The 18,113-nt window shown below is 28.5% G+C and carries 11 protein-coding genes and 2 riboswitches; all 11 genes read right to left on the bottom strand.

Features of this window, described 5'->3' with window-relative positions; genetic code table 11:
• Positions 1-68 precede the first annotated feature (68 nt).
• Positions 69-5,516 carry an Ig-like domain-containing protein gene (locus J2Z24_RS18170; protein ID WP_051593404.1) on the bottom strand — a complete coding sequence of 1,816 codons (5,448 nt, stop codon included), beginning with the start codon at positions 5,514-5,516 and terminating at the stop codon, positions 69-71.
• Positions 5,517-5,567: 51 nt separating this feature from the next.
• Positions 5,568-6,281: an ECF transporter S component gene (locus tag J2Z24_RS18175; RefSeq protein WP_035151047.1), complete on the bottom strand. Its 714-nt coding sequence runs from the start codon at positions 6,279-6,281 to the stop codon at positions 5,568-5,570.
• Positions 6,282-7,904: an ABC transporter ATP-binding protein gene (locus tag J2Z24_RS18180; RefSeq protein WP_035151045.1), complete on the bottom strand. Its 1,623-nt coding sequence runs from the start codon at positions 7,902-7,904 to the stop codon at positions 6,282-6,284.
• Positions 7,895-8,797 carry an energy-coupling factor transporter transmembrane component T family protein gene (locus tag J2Z24_RS18185; RefSeq protein WP_035151042.1) on the bottom strand — a complete coding sequence of 301 codons (903 nt, stop codon included), beginning with the start codon at positions 8,795-8,797 and terminating at the stop codon, positions 7,895-7,897. Before J2Z24_RS18185 ends, J2Z24_RS18180 begins: the two co-directional genes overlap by 10 nt.
• Positions 8,798-8,816: 19 nt before the next feature.
• On the bottom strand, positions 8,817-12,884 hold the full coding sequence (locus J2Z24_RS18190; protein WP_051593403.1) for a cell wall-binding repeat-containing protein: 4,068 nt from the start codon (positions 12,882-12,884) through the stop codon (positions 8,817-8,819).
• A 63-nt stretch (positions 12,885-12,947) separates the two neighbouring features.
• Positions 12,948-13,709: a DUF4430 domain-containing protein gene (locus J2Z24_RS18195; protein WP_035151041.1), complete on the bottom strand. Its 762-nt coding sequence runs from the start codon at positions 13,707-13,709 to the stop codon at positions 12,948-12,950.
• A 156-nt stretch (positions 13,710-13,865) separates the two neighbouring features.
• Positions 13,866-14,055: riboswitch (cobalamin riboswitch) on the bottom strand.
• Between the two features lie 142 nt (positions 14,056-14,197).
• Positions 14,198-14,716, bottom strand: coding sequence for a cob(I)yrinic acid a,c-diamide adenosyltransferase (gene cobO / locus J2Z24_RS18200; RefSeq protein WP_035151039.1), 519 nt, complete (start codon positions 14,714-14,716; stop codon positions 14,198-14,200).
• Between the two features lie 23 nt (positions 14,717-14,739).
• Positions 14,740-15,135: a 4Fe-4S dicluster domain-containing protein gene (locus tag J2Z24_RS18205; RefSeq protein WP_206538618.1), complete on the bottom strand. Its 396-nt coding sequence runs from the start codon at positions 15,133-15,135 to the stop codon at positions 14,740-14,742.
• Positions 15,136-15,236: 101 nt separating this feature from the next.
• Positions 15,237-15,758, bottom strand: coding sequence for a cob(I)yrinic acid a,c-diamide adenosyltransferase (locus J2Z24_RS18210; RefSeq protein WP_085059151.1), 522 nt, complete (start codon positions 15,756-15,758; stop codon positions 15,237-15,239).
• A 221-nt stretch (positions 15,759-15,979) separates the two neighbouring features.
• Positions 15,980-16,822 (bottom strand): sirohydrochlorin cobaltochelatase, encoded by an 843-nt coding sequence (locus J2Z24_RS18215; RefSeq protein WP_241396479.1) that lies wholly within the window; start codon positions 16,820-16,822, stop codon positions 15,980-15,982.
• Positions 16,823-17,098: 276 nt separating this feature from the next.
• Positions 17,099-17,279: riboswitch (cobalamin riboswitch) on the bottom strand.
• 80 nt (positions 17,280-17,359) lie between these two features.
• Positions 17,360-18,109: an AIR synthase related protein gene (locus tag J2Z24_RS18220; protein ID WP_035151036.1), complete on the bottom strand. Its 750-nt coding sequence runs from the start codon at positions 18,107-18,109 to the stop codon at positions 17,360-17,362.
• Positions 18,110-18,113: the final 4 nt, after the last annotated feature.

An 18,113-nucleotide genomic window follows, 5' to 3' on the forward strand; every position in this document is an offset into this window, starting at 1 on the left:
ACGTCTTTACCCATAGATAATATATTTGGAAGGGATTTTTACAAAGTAAGAAATCCCAACCTTATTCATTATCTAACTGGTATTTCTATTATATTTGAAAGATAGTTCATTTCTTCTAAACTATCCCAAACAAATGCTTTAACTTCATATTCTCCTTCTTTTGGAAGCTTTAATATTCCATCTAGTTCTACATTTTTACCACTTTCTATATTTTGCTTTACTGCAACATAGTTTGTGAGCCTTCCATTTTTATCAAATAATCCTACTATTAAAGTTACATTTTTATCTTCCTTGCTATTATTTATAGCTTGTACAGTTATTTTGGCATCAGAATTTAACTTAAATTCCTTTATATTTGTTAGATTTTTAATTTCTAGGCCTTGTGGAATTACTTCTCCTTTTGCTTTTACATTTACTCTACACTGAGCAAATTTTCCATTTTCTGATGCAACTTTTATTATTACTTCTCCTTCTCCTAAAGCTGTTACATTTCCATTTTCATCTACCATAGCTATTTTAGTGTTATTACTTGTCCAAATCATTTTCTTATTTGTAGAGTTTTCTGGTAATATTGTGACATTAAGCTTTAAACTTTCTCCTACTTTTAATTCTACTAAAGTTTTATCTAGTAATATATTTTCAACTTCAACTTTACTAGGCATAAAATTAAATTTATATATAGATCCTTTTCCTTCTTTAAAGTTTTTATATGCTACTAAAGCTCTTAATGCTTGTTCTGTAGCTAATTCATTATATTTATTATCTCTAAATCCAAAGGTTCCTTCTTCTGTTTTATATTTCATTAAAGCATCTATTGCAGTATTATGATTTTTGATAAACCTACTATCAATAGCTAAATCTATATTAAGTGAAGAAAGTGCTAATATAACCATAGAAATACTATTGCTGTTTTCACTTCCTCTAGACTTAAAACCACCTGTTAATGTCTGCATATTTGAAAGCGTAATCAATGCATTGTCTATAACTTCTTTTACTTCCTTTTTACTATTATAATAAGGTGCTAAAGCAGATATTGTCATTGCTGTAGCATCTGGATCTGCACTACTTCCAAAAAATGTCCATCCATTATCCTTTGTTTTTCCCTCTAAAATAGTCTGTATAAGTGTTTCTCTATTCCATTTACTTTCTTTTGGTATATTAAAGTTTCCTGAGTCCAATGCAATAAGACCAAATACATAGGCATTTAACCCTTGATTTAAGTCTCCATTGTATATTTTTTCAACAAGATTATATCCGCCTACATTAGTTGGGTCTCCTCCAGCAGCTAAAATACTAATAATCTTTTTAGCATACTCAGTATCGTTACTTAATTGTCCTTTTGCATCTACTATTTGTTTTGTAACTTTTCCCAAATAACCCTTTGATACTTCTTTGCCTGCTTTATTTAACTCAACAGCGTACCAATCATTATTTAGTAATAAATTCTTACTTATTATTTTGTCTATTGATTCATTCATTATTAATGTATAATCTTTTGGTTTTTCTTCTTCTAGATTATCTTTTATGTTCTCTTTTATCATGTCATAAATAGGCTTTTTATTTAACATTTGAACTAATGCAGAAAAAGCATAATAGGAAGCTTCTGAGTTTTCAAATCCAAGGCCCTCTCCTTGAGAATATCCTGATGTAGAAGCATCTCTTCCTTCAAATTTACTTTTTAACATACCATCTAAAATAGTCTTTCCATTCTTACTCCACTGCCATGATAGTGGATCTATATTATTAGATAAAAGTGCCTGTACCACAGCTCCAGTAGCAGCAGGACTATTAACAAAAGTGCTTCCAGCCTTCATATCAAAGGCACCATCTTCATTTTGATTGTCCTTAAAGAATGTTATTAATTCATTTATTTTATTTTCTACTCCTAAAATATCTTTATGCTTAGCTAAGGCTGTAGCTGCTAATGCTTCTGTTTTAATATATTTATATGATGAATCTGTTTCTTTATAGTTTGAATCATTTAACATATTTAAAAGGGCTTTAATAGCTGATTCTTTATCATATTTTCCCTCTGCTAGATCCAAAGCTATAATACAATAAGCTTGAGTTTCTATAGAATTTTGATCCATAGCCTCATTTACTATAAATTTTCCTTTATTTATTCCATCTAACATTTGGGCTTTTTCTAATACTTCTATAAGATTTACTTCTACATCTTTTACTCTATCATTTCTAGGATCTAATCCTGCTCCTAAAAGAGCTATAATTGTTTTTGAAACTTGTAATGCAGTAGAATTTCTAGAATATCTGTATATGTTTTCTTTTACTATATTTTTATCCACACCTGCTAAAACCGCTGATGATGATGCTAAAAATTCATATTTTCCATAAGCCATATAGTGATTTTTTAAAAATTCTATTTCTTTATTCAGTCTATCACTATAATCAATTTGTGGAGGAATTGTTATCTTTATTTTTATGCTATCTTTTATTCCTTCACTACCTGTAATATATGCAGTAATTTCTACTTCTCCTTCTTTTAAAGCTTGAACTACTCCATTTTTTACTGTAGCAATCTTCTCATCTGAACTTTTCCATGAAATAGCTGCATCTTTAATAACCACGTTATTGTAATCAAAAGCCTTAGCTTCTAAATTAAGTTTTCCTCCATTATAAACTTGATTTTCTCCATAAACTTGCACTTTAACAGGTACACTTATATCTTCATATTTAAGCTTTTTATACATAGAACTCATAGTATTTAAGTCAACTAAAGCTGCAAGTACATGTGCAGTTGCTAAATCTGATGTTATGCCAGAATTAGGCTGAAGCATAAACTGATTATCTTTTTTACATTTCAACATTCCATCTACCATGGATATCTTTTTATCTCCATCTTTTACACACCAATAATCAGATTTTGTATCTTCCCCTAAGCATATAAGCCCCTGAATTGTAAGTGCTGTATCCGATGAACTCTCTATAAGACCATTTTTATCTTGTTTAGATTTTAAATATTTCTTAATTCCTTCTATAACTTCTGTAGTATTTTTTATATCCTTATGATTTGATAAAGCAATTAAACTCCAAGCTGTATGGTCTATGTATGGCGTATATTCATCCTCAGTCTGTTCTTCCATGAAATCATCCCAATAACCTGGTGTTATTGCCCCAAAAGAAATTTTTCCATCTCCTTCATTATGAGCTTTACTTAAAAGTGCCCCAATTACTTTTTCCTTATCATATTGAACTTCTGCCATATCCATAGCTATAATAGCTTTAGCAATATATTCTGATGTATTTTCTTTTTCGTAATTATAATTTATTAAAAGTTTAGTATAATCTTTATCTCTATAATTTTTAGGATTTTTCCCAACACCTATAATATTCATAACATTTCTAGCATTATTATGTAATCCTTCCATTCCATAAATATTTACTTTGCTTAAAAGCTTATCTGTATCCACTCCAGCTCTTCTTAAAGCCATTGATGTTATAAAATCAAGACTTTTAAAACTATTATCCTTCCAAGTTTCATAATATGAAAGAGCATTATCTATAACATTTTGTAAGTTTTCATCTTTATTTATACTTTCCTTAAACTTAAGTATAGCATTTTGAAGCTTTGTGTTAGCAGTATTTACATCATCTGTAGTTAACCCTTCTTTGTTTAATACACTTTTTGCTTCATCTATTGATTTTTGAAGTAAATCTTTAGCTCCCTGTGAATACTCACCTACTCCTGAACCAATCTTGGCAGCATTTAAAATTTTTTCTCCTTCATCTATTGAATTTACAAGAAAAGTCTTATCTACTATTTTATTTCCCTTTTCTACTACTACTTTACAATAAGGTCTTGATATATCTCTTCTATTTGTATCTTTATTAAATCTAACTGCTGAAATTTCATAAGTTCCTTCTTTATCAAATTTAAATGTAACATTTCCTTCTTTATCTGTATTAATATATTTTCCATTAACTATATAATCTTTGTTATCAACTAATATTTTCGCATCATTTATACCAACTTCTTTTGATTCATTAGTATTTACATCATATTTTGATCCTAAAAGTTTTAAATTAATATTTTCTCCTGATTTTACTTTAATAACATTTTTATCAAAATAAGAATATGTATTTTTCTCATAATCTTCTTGGAAGAAAACTACTACATTATCTCCATCTTTTATATTTACTTTATTCATATAGTCTGGTGCATAATTATTATTTATGTAATACATCCAGCCATCTTTTGAACTCAGTGATCCTTGTCTAACACCAGCTATATTATCTATGAAAGTACATCCATTTGAATTAAATTTATTATTATCCTTGCAATCAATATTTTCATTTTCTAATGCTTTAATAATAGCATGTACTGCTGTAATATCCTTACTATTCTCTGCAGCCCCATAAGCTTTCAAATCAAAGTTATTTACCTCTATCTCCTTTTCAGGGATTATAGTATGATCATTTGCTTCAATCCTTACTTTTACCTTTATATTATTTTTTTCACTATCATCACCTATATTGCTTTGCTCTTTTATTACTACCTTTTCTTTGTCTGTAGGTATAATATCCTTTCCATTAGCCCATACTTCAAATTCTCCAGCATTTTCTCCTTTTATTGTTACTTTTCCATCCTTGTCTGTAGCTACTATTTTATCACCAAAGTGAACTGTTGCTCCTTCTGCTGGTATATACTTATAATCTCCTTCATCTGAAATAGAGATTTTTTCAACATTAATATTTAATTCTTCATTTTTAGAAATTTCCTTGGATGATACAGTAGTTTTAGCCACTGTTGGAATTAACCCATCATTTTCGTATATAATTATATTTTCATTTTCTATAATATTTTCATTAAATCTATTTATAGAACTACTTTCATTATTTATGATGAAATTATACATAGTTCCATCTTCAGTCATTGTATATCCACTATCTATATCAAAAGTTACACCTTGTATTTTTGCCATTTTTAATGCATTTCTCAAAGCGAAATGTACTGGCTGATTTTTTAGCATTATTATTTTGTCATTTAATATATTATTTTTGTCCTTATTAAATACCTTTACATTTACATTAACAAAATCATTTTGATAACTATCATACGATGGAATTAAGTCTTGAGATGACTTAGCATAATAAAAAAATACATAGTCACCATCTTTAACATTCTGAGTCTTAGCTACATCATTTGGCATCATGAAATTAACCTTATACATCCAACCACTGCTATTACTATAGTAGCCATCATCTACCCCATTTTTTTGCTCTGCTATACTTTCAATCCATCCATTATCCTTTATTTCAGTTTTTAATCTTGTAGCTTTTAGTGCATCTTCTGCTGTGGGATTATCACCTTCTAAAATTATTTTACTTGGTGCAAATAAAATTTCGTTATACATTCCTACAACTGCTACGTTAACGTTTGTTTTTTTGTTTCCCTCTGCAAAAACTTTAGAATCTTTTAAAATTCCAAAATTAAAAGAAGATAAAAGCATTAGAAAGGTTAGTAAAAAAGATACTATCTTTTTATAATTTTTTTTCATTAGTGTTCCCCCTTATAATTTAATTTATCTCATGCAATTATATATTTAAACTTATAGATTTTTATTTCCTATTGTTTTATTTTTAATTCTTATAGCTTTATTTCTCTTATTATATCTTTCTAAAGCTTCTATAAAACTTTCTCCAAATAATTTTGCAAAAATTATATTGCCTATTGCGTGGGATGTATCATGCCAAAAGCTTAATACATTTCCTGCTAATATGGTTTTTAATGTAACTGGCCTCATAAACTCTAGAACATACCATTGATTTAATATAGTTCCATATATATATCCCCAAATTCCACATATTATTATGAATCCATTTATCCCCAACTTACTAACTTTATTTCTAAAAGCTCCAAAGAAAACACCACACAATCCCCATCCTAGCATCTGCCATGGTGTCCATGGCCCATGACCTAAAAAGAAGTTTGAAATAAATGCACACATAGAACCTACCATAAAACCATTTACAGGTCCTAATGTATATCCTGTTACTGCACATATAAATGTAACAGGTTGAAAACCTGGTATAGCTGCAAATGGTACTCTTAATATTCCACCTAGTGCTGACATGGTTGCAAGAGCAGCCATAGTTCTGCTATTCATTTCTTTGGTTTCAAATAGAACTATAACTGTTCCTATAATAAATAATGCAGATATTTCTACAGCTCTTTCCAATGCAAACTCAAAATATGTCATTGAAAGTAATATTATTGTATATAAAATAATAATTATAGGCCCTATTTTAATCTTTTTTTTCATTTATATCACCTTTAAAATTTCAATAGCATCTTCAGATTTTATAACTCTGCATTTTTTCTTAAATACTTTAGCAATTTGTGGCGAATAATATATGGAATTATATAATATAGCATTGGCAGCTCCTTTTGCTACAATTTCACCATTAAACATAAGTACTACAGAGTCAACATAGTCCCCAGCAAAATCAGCATCGTGAGTTATAAGTACAATAGATTTCCCTCGTGAAGATAATTCTTTTATGATTCCTCCAAGCTTTTCCTTTGCTGTAGAATCCATCCCTCGTGTAGGCTCGTCCAAAATAAGAATGTCTGGGTCTGCAACCAATGTGCAGGCAATAGCTGTTCTTTGCTTTTCTCCACCACTTAAATCTCTCGGATTTCTGTCTTTTAAGTGTGTTAAATCTAAAAGTTTTAATACGTCACTAACTCTTTTCTCATCATATTCATCAATGTTTTCTAAAGTATATCCTACTTCTTGAAAAACAGTTTTTCTTCCAAAATAGTCATTTGGATTTTGCGAAAGATATCCTATTTTTTTAATTCTTTTATCCATATTAATCTTTTTCAAATTTTCATTTTCTATTAGAATCTTTCCAGTATAGCTATCTATAAGTCCACATATTATTTTAAAAAGAGTACTTTTCCCTGCACCATTTTCGCCCATAACTGACATTATTTCACCTTTATGCAATTTTAAATTTATATTATTTAAAGTTTTACTTCCTTTTTCATACTCAAAATTTAATTTATTAACTTCCATGATGCACTGTGAATAGTTTTTATTTTCTTCTTCTACTTTTATTTCTTTAAAATTCATCTCTTCTAAAACTTCTCTGCCTTCTTTAACACTTACAGGTATTGTATTTATACCTGCTTTCTTAAATATGTATGCAATATTGGGTAAATGATATTTTCTATGTATGTTTTCAGGTATGTCATGTGGAGTTCCTTCTCCAATAATTCTTCCTTCTTCCATAAATATAATTCTATCTGCCATATGGAAACATTTATCCAATCTTTGTTCTACAAGAATTACGGTTTTCCCCATATCTCTATTTAGCTTTTTTATAGAATTTAAAACCTCTTCTCCTGCTATAGGATCAAGCTGAGATATTGGCTCATCAAATAATATAATATCTGGATCCATAGATACTACTGAGGCTATCGCTACCCTTTGTTTTTGCCCTCCAGATATTTCTGTGGTTTGCCTGTCTTTTATATCATTTAATCCAAGTAATGAAATTACTTCTGCCACATTTCTTTTCATTATTTCTACATCTGTATTAAGATTTTCAAGTCCAAAAGCAATTTCTCTTTCTACATCCTGAAGAATAATTTGTTTCTCAGGATGTTGATAAACCATCCCTACGCTTTTTACCATATTATACTTATCAATATTCTCAATATTTTTACCTTTTATATATACCTCACCTTTTAATGTTCCTCCATAATAATCTGGAATTATTCTATTTAAAAGCCTTACAAGGGTAGATTTTCCACATCCTGATGGTCCCACAATTAATACAAGTTCTCCTTCTTTTATAGATAAGCTTATATCTTTTAAGGCACTACTTTCACTTTCTGGATAATTAAATGTAACTTTGTCTATATTTATTATTTCCAATTTTTCCACCCCCAATATATTAATGATGGAACAAACATCATTATAGAAAGTATATATCCTTCAATTGATAACGCCTTTATTGGATTATCTACTTTAGGATAAAAGTTTAAAACATTAAAACCTTTAAAATTAAAATACTGAAAATATACGAAAATACAAATATATATTAAAATGAAAGCTATATCCCTATATGTGAATTTTTCATGGAAATAGGAGCTTCTTTTTTTCAAAGCCCCATATCCCCTTGAATACATAGATTCTGCCATATCTGCCGAATCTTCTAAACTTGATAAAAATAGTATATTTACTATATTTCCACTAGCCTTAATTGTTTTTTTCATATCTTTATGAAGCATTTTATTTCCTCTAAGCTTTTCAACATTAACTATGTTTTCATAGGAGGTCATCATAGTAGGAAAAAGTCTTATAGTCATACTCATAAGTAATGAAGACTTTTTTAAAAACTTAGAGAAAAATCCAAAAGCTCTATCAGGGTGAATTATTAAATTTCCCAAACCAAAAGTAAGTGTTACACACATAACTCTGATACCATTAAATATTCCATAAATTACAGCTTCTAAAGTAATTCTCATAGGTCCTAATACAGGGTAATTTATATGCCCCTCATATATTACAGTACTCCCATCATGAACCATAATAGGATTTAATATAACAATTAATAACGCAAAGGGTAATATAATTTTTCCATATGTAAATAAATCTTTTAGGGAACCATCTAAATATGCAAGAATTAAAAGACTTATTAACATTGTGAATAAATATATTGGATTATTTATTTGTAAAAACAATATAATATACACTGTAAGAAACAGTATCCCTGTTAGAGGATGCAGTTTTTGTAAAAATGTATTTCTATTTTTATATATGAGCATATAAATCACTTCCTATGAATTACTTGATTTCAAATTCTACTTTAATTTTTTCTCCATTCTTAAATTTATAGAATCCATAATACTTTCCATTATCTAATACTGTATTAAATTGGACTAAACTATCCTTTAAAACACCTTGTCCAATATATACTAATGAATTATTTGAATCATATAATGTTATTGCAACTTCTCCATTTTCTTTATTTTTAATTTTTATCTGAACTTTATCTCCATTTTGAGTTACTTCAAACTTATCATCTGAAGGTTTTTCAGGCTTTGTTTCTCCACCATTATTTCCAGTATCTCCTCCAGTTGAGCCACCATTATCTCCACCAGTGTCTCCTCCAGGATTAGTATTTCCATTGACATTAATTGTTTTTTCATCTATTCCATTTTCTTTTTCCACAGAAATTTTATGACTTCCTGCTGAAGTTATTTTTATAGTTAAGAATCCGTTCATATCTGTTCTTCCAACTTCCACTCCATCTACTTTAACTACTGCATTATAAACTGGTTGATAAACACAAGTTGCTTTTATTTTAATAGATTGTCCTTCTTCTATGGTTGAAGGTACTCCTGAAAGCTTTATTGGCATTCCTCCTGTATAATCTGGATCAACTAAAGCTTTCCAATCCCATTCATGATAATCAAATGTTAATGTATCTCCTGCTTTTGGATAAACTCCTGTTATTCCTGTTGGTGTTAAATTTTCATTTAAATAAATATACCAATCTACTCCAAATATACCTCCTTTTCTTTGATCCTCTGTTAAATCTTTAATTGTTTTATTTGATATACCATTTATAGCACTGATAAATCCATTACTTTCAGTTACATTTGCAACACTCTTTAAATATTCAAGTCCATTTTTATCATTTTCTACTTTTAGTTTTTTATTTATTACTACAGTGCTTCCATTATCTTTTGACACCATTATTGTAAATAGTTCTTTATCTTCTGGTTTAGTATTAGGATTTTCTTCTGGATCTTCTCCTGGCTTAATATCATCACCTTTAATTTTTTCAATCTCTTTTACCTTTCCATTAATCTTTACATCTTCTGGATTTTCAGTACCTACTTGAACTTTAGCTACCTCTGCTCCTTCTTCTACATTTATTTCAGCTTTAACTACTGATGCAATCATATTTACTTTTGAATCTTTATCCACATTTATTGTAGCTTCTTTAAATACTCTAACTTCCGAAATATCACCAGTTAAGTTTACTTTAGCTTCCTTTACAACTTCTAAAGATTTTACATTACCTTTTATATCAATTTCAGATTTTGTTTCTGGTGCTAATGAAATTTTCTCTACACTACCTGTACAAAGTAATTTTGCCTCTCCTTTAACAAGTACTGGTTTATCAAAATTTCCTCTAAATTCCACTTCTCTTTTTTCTGTATTTCCATTTGATGAATTTTCAATAATTATATTACCAAAAGTTCCTTTTACTTCATCTAATATAGATGTTGTTTTAACTCTTGTTGTTGTTATTTTGCTATCATCATTTAGCTGTACTCTTACATGACTTCTACTGTTCACTATTAACTCTTCTGATTTTGTATTAATTAAGTGAATACTATTTATATCACCTGATTTAACTTCTATAACAGTGGCAGTTACATTTTTAATATTTGCTGTACCATCTATTCCTGCATCTATTGTAAGGGTTCCTTTAATATCTACATTTCGTAATGTTACATTATTGGCCTTTATACTAACATTTCCACCTATAGTTTTAGTTTTATTCTCTTCACCATAGACTTTATTATTTTCAGTTATTTCTACATTTAAATCCTCTTCAGTATTTCCTCCTGAAGAACCACCATTTGATCCTCCTGAATTATTTACTTCAATAGTCTTTTCATCGCTTCCGCCTTCTTTTTCAACTCTTATTGTATGTTTTCCAGTAGAAGCAATCTTTACATTTACACATCCATCTGTATCTGTTTTTCCAACTTCTTTTCCATCTACCTTTACTATAGCATTATATACAGGTTTACTTATACAAGTAGCTTTTACTTTAAAAGTTTCTCCTGCTTTTACACTTGAAGGCAATGCTGAAAGTTTTATTGGCATTTCTTTTTCCTTTGGAGCAAGTTCATGCCAATCCCATTCATGATAATCAAATTTTAGTGTATCTCCTGATTCAGGATATACCCCCTTAGCTCCTGTAACTGTCTTCTTTCCATTTAAATATATAAACCAATCTACTCCAAATATGCCCTTCTGTCTTTGATCTTCTGTTAATTCTTTTAGTGTTTTATTTAAAACTCCATCAATTCCATTAATAAATCCTGATCCTTGTTTTTCTGTAACTTTAGCAACACTTTTCAAATAATCAAGAGCATTTTTATCTTTCTCAACTTTTAATGTTTTTTCTAATTTTGTATATTTACCATTGTCTTCTGATACTATTAATTTAAATTCACCTGATCCAACTGAAGATGAACCTCCGCCACCTCCACCAATACTTGTGTTAGAATTTACTATCTCTTTAACATTTCCATTAATTGATACATCATAATTGCCTTTTTCAACTTTATTTACAGTGGCACCACTTTCAATATCTATATTACATTTAGCATTAGCAATAATTTTCTCTACCTTTGAATCTTTTAATATTTTTATTTTTCCTTCTTTAGCTATCTTTATTTCCGAAAAATTTCCTTTAAATTGAATAATCTTTTCTCCATTATTAACTGATTCATTTGATACAGTTACATTACCAAAATTTCCACTAATATTCTCTAATATAGAAGCAGTTTTAACTTCTGTATTATCTATATCAGTGTTATCTTTTATTTCTACTCTTACTTCACTTTTGCTATCTACTATTAAACTTTTTGCTTTGACCTTAGATATATGAATGCTATTTTTAGCACCGGATTTTATTAATATTGTATTTGCAGTCATATTTTTAATATTTGTAGAACCGTTTTCACCAGGATTTACAGTTAAAACGCCCTTTACATCTAAATTCTGAAGTGTTACATTGTCAGCATTTACTAATAAATCTCCATTTATGGTTTTTATATTTTTTTCATCTCCATAAACTGTATCTTTTTTACTAATTTCTATTATTTCTATATTGGTTGGTTGCAATTTATCTAATATACTAGATGGCACTACAGCTTCTCCACCTATTGCAGTTACACTACTTAATGAAGTTAAATTATTTGTTATAAACTTTTCTAATCCTTCATTAATATTTTTATAAGTTAATACCATTGGCGAGCCTTTCTGTGCAGCTAAAGCTGAACAGGAAAGTGCGTCTGCAAATTCATTTCCTTTAGGACCAGCACCTTGAACTACATATACATTTTCAAAATTTATATCTGATTTAAATCTTTCTAAAACATTTTTGTTTGTTTCAAATCTATCATTTCCAGATAATCTTTCTACATTTGTTAATCCACTTAATGCTTTATCTGAAATAGATGCTTTTCCACCAACTATATAAATTTTGTTTGTCTCATTATCTTTTATATATTGTTTTACAGAATCCTTTACAGAATCCTTTTCTCCAAATAATATAGGGGCTCCTTTTTTAGCAGCAATAGATGCTACTGCTAAACTATCTGCATAGCCATTCCCTGATGTTATAAAAACTTCATTAGATTTCCCTATATGTTCTGCAATTTTTAATGAAGTTTCATATCTTGTATCTCCATATAAACGTTTAACATTATTTATTTTTATATCTTTTAATTGTTTCTCAACATTTTCAGATACTACCTTAGGACCACCTACTAATAAAACGTCTTTTACATTAAGTCTTTTTAATTCATTTATTGTACTATTACTTAATTTTGACTGTTCTGTAAGAAGTATAGGAGCATTATATTTTTTAGCTAATGGTGCTGAACTTAAAGCATCTGCATAATTATAACCTTGAGCTATTACAGCTACATTTGAACCATCCTTCCACCCCTGTTTGCTTATCTCTACAGAAGTCTCTATTCTACTTTTACCATATATTCTGTTTTTATTTATCTTTGCTTCAACATTACTAGATGGTGTAAAAGCAATAGAAGTAACAGTAAATAGAGCTGCAACTATTTTACTTATCAATCTCTTATTCATAATATCCTCCTTTTGTATTTCTCTTCTACTTTATTTGTGTATTTTTTCTTTTGTATAAAAAAATTAATAAGCATCTTTTGCTAATTCTCTTCTATCCCATTCATGAATATCTAATAATAATTCATCTCCAGGTTTAGGATAAACATCATTAGCACCAGTAGAAGTCTTTTTACCATTTAAATATATAAACCAATCTATCCCCATTATTTTTAACTTCTTTTGTTCTGGTGTTTTCTTTGATGCAGGTATGGGATATAAATTATGTATTCCATTTATTTCATATATAAAACCACCTTTATCTCTTATCTGAGAATTCTCTCTAAGATAGGTCATGGCACTTTTATTTCCTTCAATATGTATTTGTTTCTTAACAAGTATTTCTGAATCTTTACCTGTGTATCCCTTTAATTCTTTAGCTATTATAAGGGTAAATGTATTTTTATCTGCTGTATTAGATGATTGCTTTTGTATTTTCGATTTTTCAATACTATGCTTTTTCTCATTACTTTGTGAAGGATTACTTAGATTTTTATTTATGCCATTACTCAAATTGGTACTTGTATTAATTTTATTTTTCTCAGTTTTCAAATTATCTTTAATATTTTCTTCTTTACCCTTTAATTCTTTGCTACTTAATTGTTGGGCTTTTTCTTCTTTTTCACTAGATTGTCCATTATTATTCTTTGTATTATCTTTATCTATGGATATTACTGTACTAGAATTATTTGAAGTAGAGTCTGATGTTTTTTTACCTCCACACCCTATGGTAAAAAAACATATTAAGAAAAGTATTATGACTGGTATGCTTTTTTTTAGTATTTTCATATTTTACACCTCCTTTCATAGCATCAGAGGCATAAAATATATACGTGCAAATAAAAAAAGAACCACTAGAGGTCCTCAAAACAACTTAAAGCTCATTTCCATTATAAATATAATAAAAATATTTCTATCAGCTGTGTATATATCTTTCCCTCCGAAAGAATCAACAATTATTAGGCAGGTTTCCTGACTTAGCTTCACTTTACTCCCTTACCTTCCCGAAAATAATATTCAGTGGTATAAACTTAAGGTTTCATCAGCATCACAGTAACGGTGGGCTGTAGTGGATTTTCACCACTTTCCCTTTTAACTACCGATTTAAAGTAGCACCTAATAACATAAATATTCAATTTTACTATTTATAATTATATTATATAATTATTACTTATTCAACATATTTCCCTATATTTTTTTAATATTTCATAATAATCTACTACTTTCCTAAAATAACTTATTTATGATAATAGTGGTTAATTTATGAAATTAATTTACTAATTTTCTATACCTTTTCTAACCTTTACCCCTTTATAATAATAATGTTTAATCTCTGCCATTTCAGTAACTAAATCTGCTCTATCTATTATTTCTTGTGGAGCATATCTTCCTGTTAATATAATTTCTGTGGCTTCTGGTTTTTTATCTAAAATATCTATAACCTCCTTTGATGTAAATAAATTATAAAATAGTGCAATATTTATTTCATCTAAAATTACTATATCATATTTTCCAGAAGTTATTACTTCTTCACACCTTTTAAGTCCTTTTAAAGCCCTGTCTATATCATCTTGAGTAGGCTCATTATATATAAAACAATTCTTTCCATATTGTTCTATTGTAAAATTAGGCAAATACTCTACTGCTTTTAGTTCACTATATCTCATACCTTTTACAAATTGTCCCATAAAAACTTTTTTACCTGCACATATAGCTCTTAAAGTCAATCCCAATGCTGCTGTGGTCTTTCCTTTTCCATTTCCGGTATAAACTTGAATATAACCTTTAAAACTCATATTAATCTCCCCTTTTCTTATACTTATTCATAATAAAAATAATCTAACATATCTGACCTTTTAGGAAAACTTATGGCTTTTTCTTTGCAGACACTTTCACAGCCCTTACATAAGAATACACATTTTGATAAATTTTTCACCTCAATTTTCTTATTTTTTTCATTTAGAAAATATACACCTTTAGGACAGAACTTTATACATTTACCACAACTTGTACATTTACTATAATTTATAACTGGATACCAATGAATCTTTTCTCTATCTAATGTAAAATGTATTCTTTTATTTATTTTTCTAAGTAGTTCTATTCTTTTATTTTTATCATCCTTTGCAGCTATAAAAAGCTTTTTAAAATTCACTCTCATTTCATCTGTCATGGCTTCAAAAATAGTTTCTATAAAAGATAAATCTTCTTTCAATTACTATTCTCCTTCCAATTAAGGTAAACTAAAACCTATAAAAAAACATCTACTCACATTTTTAGAGTAGATGTTTTACTTAAGCAACACTAAAACATAGATTAATTTTCAATACCTACTCTACAAGGTACTCCTTGTGTATAGTAGTGTTTAATTTCTTTCATTTCTGTTACTAAATCAGCTCTATCTATAATTTCTTGTTTCGCATATCTTCCTGTTAGTATTAATTCAGTTTTTTCTGGTTTTTTATCAATAAGCGCTAAAATTTCTTCTACAGTAAACAAATCATAGAAAAGAGCAATATTCATTTCATCAAATACAACTACATCATATTCCCCAGAAGTAAGTATCTCTTCTGCTCTTTTTAATCCTTTTTTAGCCTCTTCTATATCAGCTTTTGTTGGATTTCCAAATATAAAGGAATTTCTTCCAAACTGCTCCATTGTGAAGTTTGGTAATAATTCTGCTGCTTTAAGTTCACTATACTTCATTCCCTTTGTAAATTGGCCGAAAAATACTTTTTTTCCTGCACAAACTGCTCTAAGTGAAAGTCCTAAAGCTGCTGTAGTTTTCCCTTTTCCATTTCCTGTATAAACCTGCACGTATCCTTTGTTTTCCATAATAATTCCCTTCTTTCAAAAAAATTTCAAGTTAGAAATACACTTATAATAATATCACATTTTATAATGTGTATCTATTACCATAATGCTTATTCTAATGAGAATATTATAAATTAGCTAGAATATTATAGATAAACCTAGAAATAGTTACTAGAGCTTAATTATAAATACTTTTCTAGTTTCAATATAATTTTCTTATAAACACAACATATATTAAGATTTCATTACTCTTCAATCAATGGATTTCCATCTATACAATCCTGTAAGTGTTGTATAAATATTTTCTGTATATTTTCATTTTCTCCTATTCCATGAAGATATATATTCACCTTAAAACCTTCATTTTCTAAAATACTTTTCCATGAATCTTCTTCATCTCCAGCCATATCATTTGTAGCATGATCTCCAGCTACAAGCATAAAAGGCATCAATGTTATTTCTTTTATATTCTTTTCTTTTAATTTAGGAATTATTACATCTAATTCTGGAAAACCTTCTACATTTGCTATTAATACATTGTTAAGTCCACTTTCATTAATAACATACTGAAATAATGCATAAGAAGAATTAGCATGGTGTGTACTTCCATGTCCCATAAACACTACAGCATGATCCTCTATTCTTTCTGGTATCTGATTCTTTAAAGCTTCTACTGCCTTAAAATAATCATCTGTTCTGTAAAGTAAAGGTCTTCCTAATACTAACTTCTTGAATATCTTTTTATATTCATACTTATGTACTGCAATTTTTATGTCGTCATATTCTTCTCCTGGCATTATATGTAAACATTGAACATATACATCTTCAAATCCATCATTGGCCAATCTTTCCAAAGCTTCTTCAGTATTATCTATAAATATACCATCTCTTTTTTTAAGTTTATTTATTATCATTCCTGATGTGAAAGCTCTTCTTACTTCATAATCTTTAAAATCTTCTTTAATCTTATTTTCTATTGCTTCAATTGTAGCCTTTCTTGTTTCATGATAACTTGTTCCAAAGCTAACTACTAATATTGCTTTTTTTGACATAATCTTATCTTTCCTTTCCTTTATAAATACTTTCATGTTTTCATATCCTACATCTTAAATATATTTTTTACAAGTAATTTTAAATGATTCTTCTTGAATTAATTCAGCAGTGACATTTTTTCACATACATTGAGAAGAATCATTGTAGGACAATTGCTAGGACATATGTTTTTCATTGTCCACAATTGACCCAAATAAACTACTAATAATAACAAAAACCCATTAACTTTACAAAAGCTAATAGGTTTTTAATAACAACAAAATACAGATAATACTATATTTATTGACATCTTCCCTATCTTCCGTAGAGTCACGTCTAAAGAAATATAGGCAGGTCTTCTGGCTTCAGTATCATAACTTTCTCTACCCTTCCAGAAATAATTCCTGTGGTACGTAGAAAAGCTCCTCTGTTACAGCGGCGGGACCGCACAGGACTTTCACCTGTTTCCCTTTTCACTAATTTTAAATTAGCACCTATACTCTCAATATTCTATTTTAAAAAAATATATCTATACCATTGATTATATTAGATAAATTATAGTATAGTCAATGTAATTTAAAAATTTTCTTAAATTAATCTTCTCTTTTAGTTATTTCTCCTATAAGATTTATCTTTTTTTCATCTTTTAATGAATTATACACTTCATTATTCACAGCAGCTATTAAAACTGTGGCAGGACCTGCGGTCCTCTTTAAATTAATATTTATATCTGGATTTAGAATTAATTGCATCCCATTATTTCTAGTTAATAATTCCCCTTCATATAGTATACCTTTTGAGCCTACAGGCACTATTTCATATACTCCTTCTGTATTTAAAAGCTTATATAAATCTTTATAATCTGCTATATCTTCGTCATTATCTAATTCTAATTCTCCTCCTAATTTAGGTATTCCTATGGAAATAAGTAGACATTCTTTACTTATTGAATTTACTTTTAGTTTTTTATTATCTACTATACCTATTGCTGTAACTCCTAAACCTGTAGATGTAGTTTTAAAATTCTCCTCAGTACTTCCTGTTAAAACTACTTCATTTATATTGGCCATATCTAATTCAAATTTTATTCCATCAATTAGTTCTTTGCCAGTATTATTCATTTCATTACATACTGCATCAGCAACTGTAATTACTTCAGCACCAGAGCACAATACTTCCATGAGAACTACTCTTACAGTAAATTTACCTACATAAAAATTGGGAATTTTTAAAGAATCCCCTTCCTTTATTCCTATACTACCACAGCTGTCACAAGCTACCACCATAGTTCTATTTTCATCAATAGAAATTAGAGTTAAATCTCTTACTTTATTTATTTTCATATTC

It is taken from the genome of Clostridium tetanomorphum (assembly GCF_017873215.1).
Classification (GTDB): Bacteria; Bacillota; Clostridia; order Clostridiales; family Clostridiaceae; genus Clostridium_AO; species Clostridium_AO tetanomorphum.